Here is a 17516-nt window from a genome sequence, read left to right on the forward strand (position 1 = left end):
CAGGATTGAAACAGAGCTTGATTCAAATAAACCTTATTGAAGCAACTGCAGAAAATGATAGGCTGTTTGTATTGTTCTATATATTAACTTGAGGTGTGTAATCGTATGAGTATATTTATTTATTAAATTGCAACATTACAAACAAGCTTTAAAACACCCTTTTTCAAACAAACATTAATCATAAAAAAAGAGCTATTCATACTTAACTACTTTTTCATTGCCGATTGTGATGAAATTTGCACTGATTATGAAGAAGCTCTGTAATTTCTACCTACAATATTGTACACTGCAATGGAGGGGTGAACTCGGTGCCTGGTATTATTTTTGCTATGTTTATCAGTATTGGGATACCTATTTTCTTATTTATATATGCATGTGTAAGAAAACGCTACATACCATTTTTTTTAGGGGTTTTAGCATTTTTAGTATCGCAAGTTTTTATCCGTATACCGATATTGGAGTATTTACAAGAACATAGTACAGAATATTTAATGTTTAGAGCTACACAACCTGTTCTGTATGCCATTTTATTAGCTTTAACAGCAGGAATTTTTGAAGAAATTGCACGTTTCATTATGATTCGCTTCTTTATGAAACAACGTGATTGGCAATCCGGTTTTTTATTTGGTGCTGGGCATGGTGGTATTGAAGCATTATTGTTTGTAGGAATTAATGCATTTGCTATGTTGTTCTCATTGACAGCTAATGTTTACACTGCAGAATTTTTCTTAGGAGGAATAGAACGAATATTCGCTATGTTGTTACATATTGGTTTATCAATAATTGTATTACAAGGTGTTATACAAAGAAAATTCCTTTATGTTGTTTTAGCAATTCTCATTCATGGATCTCTTAATGCCTTGGTTGGTATTCTTCCTTTATTTATGTCTCCCAATAGTGCTGTTATTACTGTACAACTTTCAATAGCAATAATTGCATTAGCTGTTTTTAGTTATAGTTTAAAAATAAAACGAAAGGAAAGATAAAAATGAGGAAAGTATTTATAATGATGTGTGGTGCTGTAATGGTGCTTCTGCTGGTTGCATGTGGAGGTAACAATGTAGATGGTTCAACTTCTGAGAAATATATTACTCAAGCAAAAGAAATCATCTCACTATTAAATGAGGGTGATTATGAAACAGTACATTCCAAGTTTGATGAAGAAATGAAAACAGGTTTACCAGTGGAAGATATGGAAGAACTTACTCCTATTATTGAAGAGTCCGGAAACTTTGAAGAAATCGATAAAGCCTCGGTTGAGGAAAAGGATGGTTTATACGTCGCTGTTCTTGTCGGAAATTACAGTGACGATAATCGTGTCTTTACAATAACTTTTAATGATAGTGAGGAAGTAGCTGGGTTGTTTATTCAATAAAAACTGAAAATATAAAAGAATGAATTAGTTTTGAATGACACCAAATTCAGTGCCGTCTTTAATTGTGCGCCCGGCATGGGTTATAATTTGGTGGTGAAAGTTATCAACCCCAACCTGTACAAAGGGTGCCATTCCAAAACCTGATGGTTCCAAAAGATACTTGGGTATACCAAGTGTCCTTGACAAAGTAGTAAACAAGCTATTCTTCAGGTCATGATCCAATTATTGATCCACATTTCTCAGACAACAGCTATAAATTCCGTAAAGGAAGAAATGCACATCAAGCCATTGAGAAAGCGAAAGTTTACTATGAAGAGGGTTAGCGAACTGTAGTAGGTTTCGATTTGAAAAGCTAATTTGAGACCATCCATCACCACAGGATAAGAGCTTATCTCGAATACTTTATTTCAAATAAAGTTGTTTTCAAACTTATATGGAAATTCTTACGTTCCGATATTCTTGATAAAGGTATTTTTATCAAATAACTTTAAACTGATATGTTACTTTTACTTGCACATCAAATATACGGATTCCGCTTTAAAGAGTTATCATTTTGTTAACGGATTTATTTTCCTGGAAAAATGATATGTTCTATAGGAATACGAAAGTTATTCTTATTCGATTATTTTGATATTTGCTTGTATAATTAGGTTAATTAACAACGTATTGACTGAATTTCAAGCAAAGCAAGTAAAAGATTATGCAGGAGGTTTTTCCCATGGAAGATAAGCGGCCGCAGCAAATAGATGACCGTATTCACTTGATTGATGGATTTGATTTAGGGGTACCGGAGCGGACAGGTACTTATGTGATAAATGAAGAAGAACTGACTATCGTGGAGACAGGTCCAAGCCCGTCCGTGAAATATATAAAACAGGGCTTGACACATTTGGGTTTCTCATTGGACGAAGTGAAATATATTATTGTGACACATATTCACCTGGATCACGCCGGCGGTGCAGGATTATTATTGAGGGAATGCCCAAATGCCAAAGTGGTCGTCCATCCGCGTGGGGAAAGACACTTGATTGACCCGAAAAAACTGGCGGCCGGGGCAAGGGCGATTTACGGAGAAAGCTTCTCTGAATTATTTGATCCCATTGTTCCGATTGATGCTGAACGATTGATTATAAAAGACGAGGGCGACACGCTGGCCATTGGGCCGGACTGTACCTTGGAATTTTTGTACACGCCGGGCCATGCCAAGCACCATTTTAGCATTTATGATCCGGTCAGCAATGGTGTTTTTACCGGAGATACCGTGGGCGTCCGGTATCAGCAGCTGATTCATGATGGAGTCGGGTTCTTTTTGCCGTCTACTTCACCGAACCATTTTGATCCGGCTGCCATGCAGGAGTCTATCCAGCGGATCCTTGACATGAATGTAGATCGAATTTATTTTGGTCATTATGGCATGACAGAAAACCCGTCAAAAGCACTCCATCAGGTATCTGAATGGCTGGAGGTTTTTGTGGAAGAGGGCGAGCAGGTTGTTGCAGAAGGCAAAGGGTATGACGAACTTTCCGGAAGATTGTTTGAAAAGGTAAAGTTGCATTTGCAGGGACTTGGGATTAATGATGAACATGAAGTGTATATTATCATTAATCTTGACATGCAGGTTTGTGCACTGGGAATTATAGATTATTTTCAAAAATTAAAGCAGTGATAAAGGTGGAAACGGCAGTATTTGTGTGGAGCAGATGTTTTAGCTATGTTAAACAGGCCGGAAGTTGACGGTTATGTCTGACCAGAAGTAGACTGATAATATGACCAGAAAAAAATCCAGGAAAGGAAAAGGACGCCCCCATTAACGTGAAATTGCGGAAACAATTTCACTGGAGACGTCCACTAAAACCTAACATATGATTAGTATATCAGACTATACGTTAATTGAGAAGAAGGACGAAGCAGGTGTTTTTTGTTAGGAGTGCGGAAATCAATCACTGTCCTATTTGCGAAAGCCCTTTGGTAGTGGCTGGAAGCCGGCGGAGGGTATGGTATAGAAATTCAGGAGATAAAGAGAAACTTATTATACGCCGGCTTTATTGTAAACGTTGTCATAAAGTACATCATGAATTACCTGATGTTTTAATCCCTTACAAACGTTATGGAGTAGAAAGCATTGAACAGGTTGTGGATGATAATTTGATAGATGTTCCGGCTGATGAATCGACATTGGGTCGCTGGCGTGAATGGTTTCAGATCTGGGGACCATATGCTGTGGGCTGCATGATTTCTATTATAAAGCGGTTTCAATTGGACTTACCTGTGGGGAGCACGTCCGGTGCCCCAAGGACCGTGCTCCAAAAAATCGGACGTGACGGAAGAACATTAGATGGATGGCTGGCGAAAGTTGTCCGTCCTATTGTTAATGTTCATTTATGGATACAGACCCGTTCTGCATTCCTGTCCGGATACTCTTGAGATAGACTCATGTTTAATAGCTTAAAAGGAGGCTCATTGACATGAGAAATCAAAAGAAAGCACAGGAGATTGCTGCTGAACGGGTACAATTACTGTCTCCATTGTTGGCGGATGGATTGGATGCCGCCAAGGCCAGACAAATCAGACGGCAAATTTGTGAAGCAAGTGGACTTTCTGAACGAACTATTCGAAGATACTTAGCACAATATCGACAGGCAGGGTTTGAAGGTTTAAAACCAAAAGGAAAAGGTACGCAAATCAGGGAAGCTATTCCCGATCATTTATTGAAACAGGCTATCTTATTGCGTCGGGAAGTACCATCACGCAGTATTGCCCAAATTATTCAAATCCTGGAATGGGAAAAACGAGCTGAGCCCGGTCAATTGAAGCGGAGTACCTTGCAGGAAAAGCTTGCTGAAAAGGGGTATAGTGCTCGGCATATGCGAATGTACAGTGATCCTGGTGTGGCTGCCAGGCGTTTCCAACGGAAAACTCGCAATCAATTATGGCATTCTGATATTAAGTATGGACCGTACCTTCCTATTGGTCCAGGTGGAGAGAAAAGACAAGTTTATTTGGTGGTGTTCCTGGATGATGCTTCTCGATTTGTGATGCATGCCGGGTTTTATCCCACCATGGATCAACGTATTGTGGAACAGGGTTTTCGTGAATCTATTCAATTATACGGTGTTCCCGAATCTGTTTATTTTGATAACGGAAAACAATACAGGACAAAATGGATGAAACGAACCTGCTCAAAGTTAGGCATCCGGTTATTATACGCTAAGCCGTACTCGCCAGAGGCTACCGGGAAGGTAGAAAGGTTTAATCGGATAGTGGGTAGTTTCCTGGATGAGGTTTCACTGGAGAAGCCCACAACACTGGATCATCTAAATGAGCGACTCCGTGTGTGGTTGAGTGAATGCTACCAGTACAAGCCGCATAGTGCTTTGGGGGAAAACCAAAGTCCGGAAGCAGCTTTCCGCAGTGATGACAAAGCCTTACGGTTTGTCAGTACAGAAGAATTGGCGCAAGCATTTTTACACTGTGAGACGCGTAAAGTGGATAAATCAGGATGTATTAGTTTTATGGGTAAGAAATACGAGGCTGGATTATCGTTTATTGGCTGCAGGGTCGATGTGGTTTATGATCCTTCGGATATTACGGAAGTGACCATTGAGTACGAAGGACATGCACCTTGGACAGCTCGTGAATTGGTGATTGGTGAACATGCCGGGAAACGGCCAACGATGCCGGATCATCTTGGACAACAGTCCACAGAGCACTCCAGACTGTTGGACGCAGCGACGGAACAGTATGCTTCCCGTAAAGACGTTCAGAAGACAGCGGTTTCCTATCGCAGGGTTAAGAAAGAGGGTGCTTCACATGTTTAACCATTTTTACGGTTTTACGCACACTCCTTTTAACCGCGATATTCTCACATCGGCATTATATTATCCGGATATGCTGGATGAAACCATTGGGAGATTGGAATATGCAGCTGAATCACAATTATTTGCGGTGGTGACAGGAGATGCTGGCACCGGGAAAACAACGACGCTCAGGAAATTTACGGATGAACTGGATTCCGGTTTGTTTAAGGTTTTATATCTGGCCGATTCTAAATTAACACCCCGGCATTTCTATAAAGGGTTACTGGAACAGTTGGGGTGCGAAGCCAAGTTTTATCGTGGAGATGCTAAACGGCAGTTACACAATCAGATTGAAATGATGCGTGGAATTCATGGTTTATTACCTGTGGTTATTGTAGATGAAGCACATCTACTGGACCGGGAAATGCTGGAGGAAGTTCGCTTTCTGCTTAATTTTAAAATGGACGCTGAAAGTCCAATGGCTTTGATTCTTGTCGGACAAAGTGAACTTTGGGACCGGCTTCGGCTCCAATCATTTGCAGCTATTCGGCAACGAATCGACCTGCAATGTAAGCTCCCGCACTATGATCGTGCGCAGGTAGGTGGATATATACAAAAACATTTAACCGAAGTCGGTGCACAAAGCGACATTTTCACAGATGCAGCGATTCATGAAGTTTTTCAGTTTTCGAATGGTACACCAAGGCTGATCAATAAGATTTGTACGCATTGTCTCATTTACGGTGCCCAAAATAAACAAAAACTCATCGATGATCATATGGTAAAACTGGTGATAGAAGGTGAACTGTCATGACAGAAGGAATGATGACCTATGAATACAATAGAGACGCCTGGGTAGTTGAATTAAACGGTTATCATTATACACTCTTTTGCGGTGAATCATTTGAACTTATTGTTGGCCAGTATAAAATCCCTTCTAGGCTCGAGTTGGGGTTGGATTGGTATATTATCATGGAGGAAGATGTTCGATTCGACCTTCGCATAGGTAATGTATATCATATAAACATCTAAAATTGGCTAACTGAACGAAGGGTGTAAAACGTCACTTTATTCCCTCCGAAATAGGGGCATTCTATTCAAATTCCTCCAGATTAATTATTTACTTCCCTGAAGTAATGTGCTAAATTTTTTGCATATTATAAGGGGGAGTTTTTTATGATGATACCACATTATTTTGGAAAAAGTCTTAAAGGTTATGCTTTAGAGGGGAAAGATAATGATTTCCCAAGGTATGAAAGGTGTCCCGGCTGTAATTGTATTGCTGAGGGCAACCTGCACCGTAACGGATATTATTTTCGTTATGGAATTGATAGGGAGGCAGATCAGTGTATACCGATATGTCGAATGAGATGTTTGGCTTGTAAGGTAAACATTTCTATTCTTCCTGAGTTTCTTATTCCGTATTTTCAACATACCTTGGATACGGTCATTCATAATATACACCGTATCATTGATGGGGAGAAATTGGATGGTTGTCGCCAGCAGTTTGCCCAGCACTTCAAGCGTTTTAAAGAAAGGCTACCTTGGATACATAGTTTTTTTGTGGACGAGGGGCATCAATTAGGGTTTTCCCGGGACATAAAAAAAGAAGCCCAAAAATACGTGAAAATGATCCTGGATTTAGGCGAATCCACCTTCTTTCGAAGGTCCTGGGGTCATTTGTCATCATATTTTATGGGCAAATTAATTTTACCATATTTATCGCCTGAAAAAAATAAAATCAGTCCCACATAAATATTGCCTATGAATCTCTTGTCGGAAAAGGTAGAATAAAAGCAATGGATAACCGGTTGTCCTTCTATTCAAAGGAGGAAAAATTCATGAATGAAAAAACACGGGAAGAAATTGCTTTATTTCGCTATGGCCTGATTGCCCCGCTTTTCAATGGGCAAAGGGAGCCAAAGGAATATTTTCAGGAATTGGAGGGGAAAGTTCACCAGGTTCCTTACTACGGGGAACGAAAAATTGCGGCTAAGACGATGCAGGAATGGCTTCTTCATTATCGGAGAAATGGGTTTGAAGCATTAAAGCCCAAAAGACGGGCAGATCGCGGGAATTCTCGCCGACTCTCTCCCGATGATAAGGATCACATTCTCAAAATAAGAAAAGAAGAATTTTTTCACATGCCGGTCAGTGTGTTTTACGAACAGCTGATTAACCGCGGAGAGGTTCATAAACATGAGGTATCCTATTCGACCATTAACCGATTACTCAAAAAACATAACCTGGCCGGAAGGAATCACATGAGCTTTCACCCGGAAAAAGAACGGAAGCGTTTTGCCTATGACAAAGTCAATGTGCTATGGCAGGCAGACCTGTCACATGGACCATATATACCCATCGATGGGAAGATGAAGAAAACCTTTCTAATCGCCTATATCGATGATTGTTCCAGGATCGTGCCATATGCCGAATTTTTCTCTTCCGAGAAGTTTGATGGATTAAGAGAAGTGACAAAAGAAGCGCTAGTGCGACGTGGAAAGCCAACCATGATTTATGCGGACAACGGAAAGATTTATAGATCAGAAACGCTGCAGTATGCCTGTGCGGAGTTGGGGATCACACTGGTGCATACGCAACCATACGATCCAAAAAGCAAAGGGAAAATAGAAAGACTATTCAAAACAATACAAACACGGTTTTATCCGTTATTAAAAAGTGATCCGGCTCATTCTCTGGAAGAATTAAATAAAAGATTTGGGCGGTGGCTGGAGGAGGATTACCACCGAAAGCCACACGCCTCACTTGATGGAGAATCACCCCATCAAATATTTCATTCACAGTTAGATCATATCACATTTTTAGATGATCTATCCATATTAGAAACAATTTTTTTAAAAAAAGCAGAGAGAAAAGTGAAATTGGATGGAACGATTACGTTAGAAAAGCAATTATATGAGGTTCCCGCTGCATATATTGGGCAAAAGATTGAACTTCGACTTGATGATCAAGCAGTTTATGTATTTGAGGATGGAAAGCAAGTGGCTGAAGCTATTCCGGTTTCCATGGGAGATAACGCGCACGTCAAACGAGGGCCATTACCATCTCCGTTCGCTGTCACGGATACAACAGATGAAGATGAAGGGGAGGAAACGGCTCATGTATAAATCCTTTTATTCACTGGCAAAAACCCCATTTCTCAAGGATGTGAAACATGCCGACGCTTTTGAATCCACTATTTATCAAGAAGCGTTAAACGGGTTGTCATATTTACAAAAGTCCAAAGGCATTGGTTTAATTATTGGTGATCCGGGTGCCGGGAAAACATTTACACTGCGTTCATTTAAGGAGTCACTTAATCCGGCGTTATATCATGTGGTCTATTTTCCATTGTCTACCGGAGGTGTAATGGATTTTTACCGGGGACTCGCTTATGGTTTGGGGGAAGAACCAAAGTTTCGTAAAGTAGATTTGTTTCGCCAGATTCAATCAGGAATTGAACAAATGGCGCAGGAACGTAAAGTTACCCCTGTTTTTATACTGGATGAGATGCATATGGCAAAAGATGCTTTTTTACAGGATTTGGCAATACTTTTTAATTTTCAGATGGATTCATCGAATCCATTTATTCTCATATTGGCCGGACTACCACATTTAAAAACACGACTGAATTTGAATCATCACCGGCCATTGGCTCAACGAATCATTATGAAGTATCAAATTCAACCATTAAGTAAAGAGGATGTGTATGCGTATATAGAGCACCATTTAGAACTGGCAGGATCCAGAATGCCGATTTTCAGTTCCACCGCCCTGGAAGCAATCGCTTTGCGATCACAAGGCTGGCCGCGTGTCATCAATACATTAACAATGAACTGCCTTTTGTACGGGGCACAACAGAAGAAAGAACAAATTGATGAGGAAATCGTCCGTCTGGCAGCTGAGGAAAGGGCTTTATGATGGTTGAAGGTATTATGATTTTTCATATGGGTTTCTGGAAAATATGGATTGATCAAGAGGAGTACGTAGCGTACGAAGGATTGCCTATAGAAATAAAGATACAGAATCATTATGTGAAAGTTAATATAGGAAAAGATTATACTGAATACAATTCGTGGTTTGTGGAGTTTACTGAAGATGTTGCTTTTAATCTTCGGGAGTTTGAGGCTTATAAAGTAAGAGTAGTGTCCATAAATTTATTGAAAGAAGAGGATGTCCTTTAAGAGGCATCCTTTTTTCATAAAAAAACAGAAGAGAAATAAAGTGATTATTTATTGCCAAAGCTGGAATAAAGTGGGAAAAATAGCACATTACTTCAGATATTCCACTGTATTAATTTGAAATTAGGGACCTGAGATAATGTGCTAGTTTACACGAAGGGGAAGAAGGAAATATTATCCTTCTTCCCCTTCTTTTTATATTCTGTGGTCAATAATCTAGTCAAAACTTGGACAGAAGACGCAATCAATATAAAGGCATTATATACAATCAGTAACAAGCAGATACTGCCGTTTCAGTTTAGAACGGTCTAATTCTTCTCTTCCTCTGTTTTCATAAAGGTCAACACTGCAAATAATGCAAAGCTAATAAGGGAAATAGTTCCGCCAACGATGAATATGATTGTCACCAATGTATCTCCCAAATCGAATGGTCTCAGGTAATACAGCCACATACCTCCTGTGAGTCCGATTGCACCAATAATTGCAGTCCACACATGGAATGCTGCGAGCTTTGTATTGGCAGGAGTAAAAATTTTATAGTAAACAGCCCAGGCAAACAGCGTAAGCCAGCCTACCAGGAGAATGTGTGCGTGAACAGTCCGAAATTCATAGCCGCCGGCACCCGCCATATGGGATCCGATAAATGCGCCAATTAATGCAAAAATTGCCGAGAAACGTAATAGTGTTTTGCTGTATGTATTCAAATGAATCACACCTTAATTTCAGATTTTTATAAGAATGGAAGCTTATTTGCGGAATAAAAACTAACACAAGTCATCCATCTCCAATACAACCGGACAGTGATCACTCCCCATAATATGCGCGTGAATTTGGGAATCTTTCAACCTGTCAGTCAACCTTTCGGAAACGATAAAATAATCAATCCGCCATCCGATATTCCTCTCTCTCACCGTCTTCATATACGACCACCAAGTATACAGTCCTTCCTTATCAGGGTGAAAATAACGGAGACTGTCCACAAAGCCGGAATCCAGCAGGCGTGTCATTTTCCCCCGTTCTTCCGTCGTAAATCCGGAATTGCCGTGATTTGTTTTATGATTTCTCAAATCAATTTCCTGATGGGCAACATTAAGGTCGCCGCAGTAAATAACCGGTTTTTCTTTATCCAGTTCCGTTAAATAATCAAAGAGCTTATCTTCCCATTCCAACCGGTAATCCAATCGGGTTAAATCTCTTTTTGAATTCGGCGTATAAACATTGACCAGGTAAAATGCCTCAAATTCAAGGGTGATGATTCTCCCTTCTTCCTCCACATCTTCTTCACCTAGCCCATATTTAACGGACAGCGGTTTCTGCTTTGTAAAAACAGCTGTGCCGGAATACCCTTTGCGTACTGCATAATTCCAGTATTGATGGTAGCCTTCCAAATCCAGATTAATTTGACCGGCCTGTACTTTTGTTTCCTGCAGGCAAAAAATATCTGCATCTATTTCCCTGAAATAATCCATAAACCCTTTTCTTACACAAGCCCTGATGCCATTCACATTCCATGATACAAGTTTCATCAATTTCCGTATTTCTCCCTCATGTTCGTTTTTTCCCATTGTAGCATAAATCACGGAAAAGATATTGACATATGAAGTGTATTACGCATATAATACACTTAAAGCGTATTAATCGGTCAATACATATATTTTTTTACGTATAGTGTATTAAGTGGTTGATACACTATACCAACAGCAGAACAGGAAAGTAGGGGCTGTGATCATGAATGTGAATTTTAATAAGCGGGATCCAGTGTATGTCCAGGTGGTTCGTCATTTCAAAGAAAGAATGGCAACGGGCTTGCTGGAGCCTGGGCAGGAGATTCCCTCTCGGCGGGAATTGGCGAATCAGTTAAAAATTAATCCAAATACAGCGCAAAGGGCATATAAAGAAATGGAGGAACAAGGCTTGATTTATACGGAAAGAAACCAGCCAAGCAAAATTACAAAGGATGAAAAGATCTTGGGATCCGTTCGGGAAGAATTGATTTCGGAGGCGGTAGATGCTTTTGTTTCATCCATTCGCCCAATCAATGTTCCATTGGAAGAAATCATAAGACTGGTTAAAGAACAGTACAGAAAAGAACGTAATGAAGAGGAGGGGATATAATTGATTGAGGTTAAAGAAATCACAAAAAAGTTTGGGAGGAAAAAGGTGTTGAACGGGGTTTCCTTTACTGCAGAAAAAGGGGAGATCACCTGTCTGATCGGTGTAAATGGCGTAGGAAAAACAACGATTCTGAACGCAATCATGAATTTGACGCCATTGAACAGCGGGAACATTTTAATTAACGGCGAAAAAATACATAAAGGAAGCTACGAGAAAGTTACGTTCATCCCGGATGCGATTACGATGCTGCCGCAAATGACGATTGCCGGCGCGATGGAGTTTATGCAGGATTTTTACGACTCATGGAATCAAGAGCGGGCAACGGAAATACTTGGTTTTTTCAAATTGAAGGAAAGCGACCGGATTTCTGAATTATCCAAGGGGAATACAGCCAAGGTGAATTTGCTGCTCGGTCTGGCGATGGATGTTGACTTTTTATTAATGGATGAACCATTTTCCGGGATTGACATTTTCAGTCGCGAACAAATCGCTGAAGTATTTACCAGTCATCTGATTGAAGACCGTGGGGTTATTATAACAACGCATGAGATCAGTGATATTGAACATTTAATCGATAAAGTGGTTCTGCTGGATGAAGGTGTTGTTTTAAAGCAATTTAATTCAGAAGAAATGCGGGAAACAGAAGGAAAGTCTGTTGTAGATGTCATGAGAGAGGTGTTTCAAGCATGAACAGGTATTTAAAACTGGTGCATTTTGAAATCAGCCGATTTTTTAAATTGTATCTCGTATTGATTGTGATCACCATCTTATCACAGATCACCGGTGTTATCGTTTTGTCCAACCAGTATGTAAACAGGGCGAACGAATCCATTTATGCGCAGGGGATGTCTATAGAGCAGTTTATTACACAGTACGGACCGATGAGTATGTTTCAGGTAACGAACAGTCTCTGGTTTATGGGGCCGATCGCATTGTGTATTGCCGCGTTGATTTTTTACACATTTTTCATCTGGTACAGAGACTGGTTTGCGAAAAATACATTCATTTACCGGTTACTGATGCTGCCTACTGCCAGAATAAATGTTTATTTGGCCAAAGCTGTTTCCATCTTTTTAATGGTGCTTGGATTGATTGCCCTCCAGCTGATGCTCATCCCATTGCAAAGTATTATTTTGCAGTGGATGGTGCCACGGGAGCTTAGAGTGGATATGACCGTAAATGAAGTGATTGACAGCTTTGGCTATTTACAAATTTTATTACCGCTAAGTTTCATGGAATTTATGATCCATTATGGTATAGGGTTTATGGTTGTTTTCGTTGTATTTACTGCCATTTTATTTGAGCGGAGCTTCCGCTGGAAGGGCGTGTTGCTGGGTGCAGTTTATGGTCTTTTTGCCATTGCTTTATTTACATGGCCATTCTTTGTATTAACCGAATATTTATACCCTGTTGAACTTCTGGTCGTGGAAATGATGTTAGGAGTCATTGTAGCTGCAATGTCTATTTGGGTAAGTCATTATTTATTAACGAAAAAAATTACGATTTAGGCGGGGTGAAAAAGCATGAGAAAATATTGGAAATCGATAAGTATAGCTATTATAACGATGGTTACCATAGGTTCTTTCTATATTCAATCTGCATTTGCGGGAAGCAATTATCCGGAATTTATGATGGAGACACTTCATGGAGATGAAGCAGAAGTGAAAAACCTGACCCTTTACGGTGATTACAGGATAGAAAATATAAAAGGAGACAACTTTCAAATTACAGCAGAAGGAACACAGTATTATAGCGAATCATCATACTTGGATCGGCTTCATGGGAGAAACATGTCTCAGGAAATGGAAGAGCTGCAGAAGGATTACAAAAGTTTTATGCGGGGGAAATTAAGGGAATCCCAGTTGGCTGAAAATGAGGTGAATGCAGTTTATGCCGATGTATCTTCCAACACGGACAGGGATAAGGAATTTCAAGTAGAGATACTGGATAAAGATTCGGGTGGGACGACGGAATTTAGTGCAGATGTTCCTGACGGAGAAAAATACAGTTTTATACATGTAGAACAGGTACATATTGTCGGAGATCAGATTAAGCTCCTTACGAACAATTATGTAAATGGCACAAGTGAGGGTTTTGCTACGGAAATTCATGTATACGATTTTGACATGAACCAAAAATCTCTTGTACATAATGAGGAGATTATATCCTATAAAGATGGAACGGCTGATCAAACCATGACGAGTGTATATATACCGGAGGGGGGAAGTTCCCTGAAGTCCAACAGCTATGCGGTATTTATTCTTGAAGAGTGGGAAACGGGAGAAGATGGAGAAGGGATTCACTATACGGATTTATCTAAGAGCAGGGTAGTTTCCATTCATGTGGAGACGAATGAATACGCAGAATTTGAACTGCCTGATGAATTCCAGGACTTAGCCAATACGGTAAAGTTGGAGGGTTCCTCGTTGTATTTCATCGATTCCAGTGCAAGCGGATTTGAAATTATGGTTTATGACCTGGAAAATCAGGAACTGGATGAAAGCCGCTCGCTTACCATCGAACAGGACAATGTGGATATGCATATGGGACAGCCTCTTACCGCAATAAAAGACGGGAAGATATACATTGTCAGTTACACGGATGAAGAATATATACAGGCAAACATCCTCGTTGTGGATGTTCAAACCGGTGAATTAGTATATGAAGGACAGGTAAAAGGGAACGGCGGTGATACAAACGATTATACCTTCCATTTGTTCGATATGGTGATCCATTAGCGGGACAGGGGGCAAGGAATCTGTCCCCGATATCCCACTATGTTACATTGTTATAAATACGTTTAATTTTTTCCTCCAGAAGATCCATATGTACTATACGTGCTTCCCGTATATATTCTTTTCCTTCGACAAAAAGCAATAAAACAGGAACAGTAAATACAGAGAACCTCCCGGCAACTTCTTCTACATCATCTGCGATAATATGTCCCGGTTGAATATCAGGGAATTGATCCAGCAGTTCCTTCACTTGCGGCAACAGGCCGTGACAGACACTGCAATTATGACGGGATATATAAAGAAAAGTCAATGGATGATCCGCAATAAATGCTTCTGTTTCTGAAATACTTGTCAGTTCTATAAATTCCCTCATTGAAGTCACCGTCCTATAAAAACATTATAACAGGGAAGCTGACTCATGTGTATGTTTAGGCGTTGCGGAAAAAAGGTAAATACTTTGAAACAGGAAGGGGAGGTGAATACGGTGGCAAAAGAGAATAAATCGCCTGCCGGAGATAAAGAGAAACGCCAGGAACGAGGCGTAGAGAGAAGAAATAAACTGGATGAATTCGAAAACCAGAAATTCACGGACGATATCCCTTTGGAGGATTTGAAGATTGAAGCAAAAGAAGAAAAGAAAAAAACAAAATCAAAGGATGCATCCCAAAGTGAACGAAAGCATAGAAGTGATCAGCCGAAATAAAAACCCGTTTTCCGTCCGAGGAAACGGGGTTTTTTATATAGTCAGTTATAACATGCTTAATTGCTAAGCCTCTCCAACTCTCAGACACATTCTTCTCATCCATATTTAAGGTGTCAGGAAAAAACCTTTCCTCCTACTTCTTTTGCCTTCCATTTGATTTACTAGTCTATTTTCCAAAAAAATGACAAAAGCACCTACGAATTTTTAAAACTGTGTTCGTCTAATAGTGGAAATGCCGAGACATGCTGGCAGGTTGTTACATATAAATAATATAAATCACTGCAAGCTTGTTGATGATTTACCCATGAATATTACTCCTGAGAAAGTCGGTTTGTAACCGGCTTTCTTACATATTATTCAAATGAAAGAATTTAGCAGATAGTCTATTTAACTAATTCCTGCAGCAATAGACTTACATACAATCTACTAAACTAATGCCTGCATAAACTAATAGTCATTTATAAATAAAAAGGAGCGTCATTGATGGGTAAATATAGAGGCAGAGGATTTTTCGAACTAAAGAAAAAATATGATAACTGTGTTAAAGATAAGATTATTCGTATCATTAATGCACAGAAGAAAACTGCTGAATCGCATCTTCCCCCATGTGATTCAGTCATACAACAATTGCGGAAAGGGAATACCCCGGGATCGGGGAACACTACCATTCCATTTATACTTTACTGTAAAGATGGTAAACCGTTTATTGGAAGCGGTGTGTTTCAGGCCCCAATGGGTAAGAAAAGCGAGAATTTGTTTGGGAGTGCAGAAACTCCAATCCTTCGTGCAAAACATTTTGTAAAAGACAGTGACTGTTGTCTGAAAGTGGAATTATTGCTGCCAGTCACAGAAAAGTGCAGGGTTTTAATGCCGGAATCAAAATGCTGCAACAAAACTATTGCTCCCTTTTTTCCTGCTGATGACCCGGTTATAGGTTTTCAGGCAACCGGTATATGTATAACCATTGAAGTGGATAAATTTATTGGAATTACGTGCTTGGATCCCATTACTCCAATGCACACAGGTGAATGTCCCGTCTCTCATTCCTTTTGCTAGGTTTTACCTGCATCCAAAACCCGACACTTTCTGAACATCAGGTTTCAGTATCATATGCTTTTACCGATAACATTAGGAACAACCTGTAGAAGTTTCAGAAAACAAGGCTGGCACAAAGAATTAAGCTAATTATTAAATACAAACATGAGGAAAAGCCACATGAAATTAACTAAATATTACTTCAAGTGGCTTTTCATTTATAAGTACTTGGTTATACAGCTTTTTACTTCAATATTTTTAGGGAGGAAAAACTCTGAAAGGAGCATCCAAATTGAATGATATAACCGCTGTGCTTGTCCATTATTCTGATCAGAAGGTAATTGATCAAGCACTGCAATCATTAAAAGACGTGTGTGTGAGACTGAAATCAGTTATTATTTTGCAGAAACCGAGCTTGCCACTGCGTATTTCTGAAAAATATGAGTGGATTAAGCAGTTGGAATGTATTTATACTGAAAATCATGATACAGGGGAAACACTGAATAAAAAGGTCAATTTTATTCATACTGATTACCTGCTATTTCTTCATGATACGGATTACCTTTCTTCTGCTATAGAAACAGATTCCCTTTTTTTGCCCCATGGAAAAGAAGTATTAGTGACGAGCTGCTGTCATCGTAAACAAGAAGTAGTGCAGCATCCTTTGCTCGTACGCACTTCATATCTAAAACACCATAAACTCCTGTCAGATGCTCAGCTTCCGTTTAAAGAATCTCTTTTCCCGGCTTGGCTATCCACTGTAGACAATTCATTCAAACTAATTAGTGATGGTTTAATCAGTTCAGTAAAGAAAAATAGTACGACAAATAAAGTCAAAAGGGAGGAAATAATACAGAAATACAAATTTAAAAAAATTAATACCGATGCGCCGGCACTTTCTGTCATTATTGCAAATTATAATATGGAAAAATACGTGAATACCGCAATTGCTTCCTGCCTGCTGCAAAGTGAGCAGCCGGAACAGATATTAATTATGAATGACGGTTCTACCGATCATTCCTTTCAACAGCTTGAAAAATGGAATGATGGAGCACAGATCAAGGTTTTTCATAAACAGAATGGGGGTAAAGCAAGGGCTTTAAATGATTTGCTGCCACATGTTTCATCTGATTTTATATTGGAATTGGATGCTGATGATTGGCTGGACCCTGATGCTGTTTCCGTAATTAAAAAACAATTAATCGATCTGCCAAAAGATACTTCTGTATTGTATGGCAATCTGAGAAAGTGGAAGCAGTTAGAGGGAGAGGTTCTCTTTAAAGGTGTTGCCAAAGGAAAAGAAGTTAACGGGAGAACTGAGCTACTGTCGTATCGTTTTCCTCTTGGACCCAGGATATATCGGACTGACTCATTAAAAGAGATCGGCGGATTTCCGGTAATTGCGTTTAAAGATGGAAGGCTTTATGAAGATGTGAGTGTATTACTTCAATTAAGTAAGGATTCTCAATTAAAGTACCATGATTTTACTGTATATAATGTGAGGGAGCACAAAGATAGTATAACCAAAAGCAATCTTTCAAGCTGGAAGGATTTCTTAAGCAAGCTGAAATAACT

22 protein-coding genes are annotated in these 17516 nt (G+C 39.6%); 18 read left to right on the forward strand and 4 right to left on the reverse strand.

Features of this window, described 5'->3' with window-relative positions:
• Positions 1–308: 308 nt before the first annotated feature.
• Complete coding sequence (locus tag ACZ42C_RS17355; protein WP_461183616.1) at positions 309–986, forward strand: YhfC family glutamic-type intramembrane protease; 678 nt, start codon at positions 309–311, stop codon at positions 984–986.
• A 2-nt stretch (positions 987–988) separates the two neighbouring features.
• Positions 989–1375, forward strand: a complete 387-nt coding sequence (locus tag ACZ42C_RS17360) for a DUF3887 domain-containing protein (RefSeq protein WP_461183615.1) — start codon at positions 989–991, stop codon at positions 1373–1375.
• Positions 1376–1399: 24 nt separating this feature from the next.
• Here ACZ42C_RS17360 and ACZ42C_RS17365 read toward each other — a convergent pair whose 3' ends face one another.
• Positions 1400–1597, reverse strand: a complete 198-nt coding sequence (locus ACZ42C_RS17365; protein WP_464891297.1) for a hypothetical protein — start codon at positions 1595–1597, stop codon at positions 1400–1402.
• Between the two features lie 496 nt (positions 1598–2093).
• Here ACZ42C_RS17365 and ACZ42C_RS17370 point away from each other — a divergent pair, with 496 nt between their 5' ends.
• From ACZ42C_RS17370 to ACZ42C_RS17410, 9 genes are all read left to right on the forward strand, one after another.
• Entirely contained in the window at positions 2094–3041 is a 948-nt protein-coding gene (locus tag ACZ42C_RS17370; protein ID WP_461183614.1) for an MBL fold metallo-hydrolase, read from the forward strand.
• 245 nt (positions 3042–3286) lie between these two features.
• Positions 3287–3799 carry a DUF6431 domain-containing protein gene (locus ACZ42C_RS17375; RefSeq protein WP_461181744.1) on the forward strand — a complete coding sequence of 171 codons (513 nt, stop codon included), beginning with the start codon at positions 3287–3289 and terminating at the stop codon, positions 3797–3799.
• 41 nt (positions 3800–3840) lie between these two features.
• Positions 3841–5193: a DDE-type integrase/transposase/recombinase gene (locus ACZ42C_RS17380; RefSeq protein ID WP_464891255.1), complete on the forward strand. Its 1353-nt coding sequence runs from the start codon at positions 3841–3843 to the stop codon at positions 5191–5193.
• Positions 5186–5986: an ExeA family protein gene (locus tag ACZ42C_RS17385; RefSeq protein WP_461181900.1), complete on the forward strand. Its 801-nt coding sequence runs from the start codon at positions 5186–5188 to the stop codon at positions 5984–5986. The genes ACZ42C_RS17380 and ACZ42C_RS17385 overlap by 8 nt, the downstream gene beginning before the upstream one ends.
• Complete coding sequence (locus tag ACZ42C_RS17390) at positions 5983–6204, forward strand: DUF5348 domain-containing protein (protein ID WP_461181899.1); 222 nt, start codon at positions 5983–5985, stop codon at positions 6202–6204. The genes ACZ42C_RS17385 and ACZ42C_RS17390 overlap by 4 nt, the downstream gene beginning before the upstream one ends.
• Before the next feature lie 144 nt (positions 6205–6348).
• The gene (locus tag ACZ42C_RS17395; protein ID WP_464891285.1) at positions 6349–6927 is read left to right on the forward strand and encodes a hypothetical protein; all 579 of its coding nucleotides are present in this window, start codon (positions 6349–6351) and stop codon (positions 6925–6927) included.
• Between the two features lie 86 nt (positions 6928–7013).
• On the forward strand, positions 7014–8300 hold the full coding sequence (locus ACZ42C_RS17400) for a DDE-type integrase/transposase/recombinase (protein WP_461183789.1): 1287 nt from the start codon (positions 7014–7016) through the stop codon (positions 8298–8300).
• Complete coding sequence (locus tag ACZ42C_RS17405; RefSeq protein WP_461183788.1) at positions 8293–9093, forward strand: ExeA family protein; 801 nt, start codon at positions 8293–8295, stop codon at positions 9091–9093. The genes ACZ42C_RS17400 and ACZ42C_RS17405 overlap by 8 nt, the downstream gene beginning before the upstream one ends.
• The gene (locus tag ACZ42C_RS17410; RefSeq protein WP_461183787.1) at positions 9090–9356 is read left to right on the forward strand and encodes a hypothetical protein; all 267 of its coding nucleotides are present in this window, start codon (positions 9090–9092) and stop codon (positions 9354–9356) included. The genes ACZ42C_RS17405 and ACZ42C_RS17410 overlap by 4 nt, the downstream gene beginning before the upstream one ends.
• 305 nt (positions 9357–9661) lie before the next feature.
• On the opposite strand, the gene ACZ42C_RS17415 is transcribed toward ACZ42C_RS17410, so the two are convergent.
• Both ACZ42C_RS17415 and ACZ42C_RS17420 read right to left on the reverse strand, forming a co-directional pair.
• On the reverse strand, positions 9662–10057 hold the full coding sequence (locus ACZ42C_RS17415; RefSeq protein WP_461183599.1) for a hypothetical protein: 396 nt from the start codon (positions 10055–10057) through the stop codon (positions 9662–9664).
• Positions 10058–10117: 60 nt separating this feature from the next.
• The gene (locus ACZ42C_RS17420) at positions 10118–10879 is read right to left on the reverse strand and encodes an exodeoxyribonuclease III (protein ID WP_461183613.1); all 762 of its coding nucleotides are present in this window, start codon (positions 10877–10879) and stop codon (positions 10118–10120) included.
• 202 nt (positions 10880–11081) lie between these two features.
• Here ACZ42C_RS17420 and ACZ42C_RS17425 point away from each other — a divergent pair, with 202 nt between their 5' ends.
• From ACZ42C_RS17425 to ACZ42C_RS17440, 4 genes are read left to right on the forward strand one after another with little or no spacing between them, the layout of a single operon-like run.
• On the forward strand, positions 11082–11468 hold the full coding sequence (locus ACZ42C_RS17425) for a GntR family transcriptional regulator (protein ID WP_461183600.1): 387 nt from the start codon (positions 11082–11084) through the stop codon (positions 11466–11468).
• A complete protein-coding gene (locus ACZ42C_RS17430; protein WP_461183601.1) occupies positions 11469–12158 on the forward strand; it encodes an ABC transporter ATP-binding protein in 690 nt (229 codons plus the stop codon).
• On the forward strand, positions 12155–12976 hold the full coding sequence (locus ACZ42C_RS17435; RefSeq protein ID WP_461183602.1) for a hypothetical protein: 822 nt from the start codon (positions 12155–12157) through the stop codon (positions 12974–12976). The genes ACZ42C_RS17430 and ACZ42C_RS17435 overlap by 4 nt, the downstream gene beginning before the upstream one ends.
• 15 nt (positions 12977–12991) lie before the next feature.
• A complete protein-coding gene (locus ACZ42C_RS17440) occupies positions 12992–14206 on the forward strand; it encodes a hypothetical protein (RefSeq protein WP_461183603.1) in 1215 nt (404 codons plus the stop codon).
• 37 nt (positions 14207–14243) lie between these two features.
• Here the strand turns inward: ACZ42C_RS17440 and ACZ42C_RS17445 are convergent, their stop codons facing one another.
• The gene (locus ACZ42C_RS17445; protein ID WP_461183604.1) at positions 14244–14576 is read right to left on the reverse strand and encodes a thioredoxin family protein; all 333 of its coding nucleotides are present in this window, start codon (positions 14574–14576) and stop codon (positions 14244–14246) included.
• Positions 14577–14687: 111 nt separating this feature from the next.
• On the opposite strand from ACZ42C_RS17445, the gene ACZ42C_RS17450 reads away from it, so the two are divergent.
• The 3 genes from ACZ42C_RS17450 to ACZ42C_RS17460 all read left to right on the forward strand — a co-directional run bounded on the left by ACZ42C_RS17450 (position 14688) and on the right by ACZ42C_RS17460 (position 17514).
• Positions 14688–14906, forward strand: coding sequence for a hypothetical protein (locus tag ACZ42C_RS17450; RefSeq protein ID WP_461183605.1), 219 nt, complete (start codon positions 14688–14690; stop codon positions 14904–14906).
• Positions 14907–15389: 483 nt separating this feature from the next.
• Entirely contained in the window at positions 15390–15962 is a 573-nt protein-coding gene (locus ACZ42C_RS17455) for a CotY/CotZ family spore coat protein (protein ID WP_461183606.1), read from the forward strand.
• Between the two features lie 271 nt (positions 15963–16233).
• Positions 16234–17514, forward strand: coding sequence for a glycosyltransferase family 2 protein (locus tag ACZ42C_RS17460; protein ID WP_461183607.1), 1281 nt, complete (start codon positions 16234–16236; stop codon positions 17512–17514).
• Positions 17515–17516 lie beyond the last annotated feature (2 nt).

Source organism: Virgibacillus kimchii (assembly GCF_055379185.1).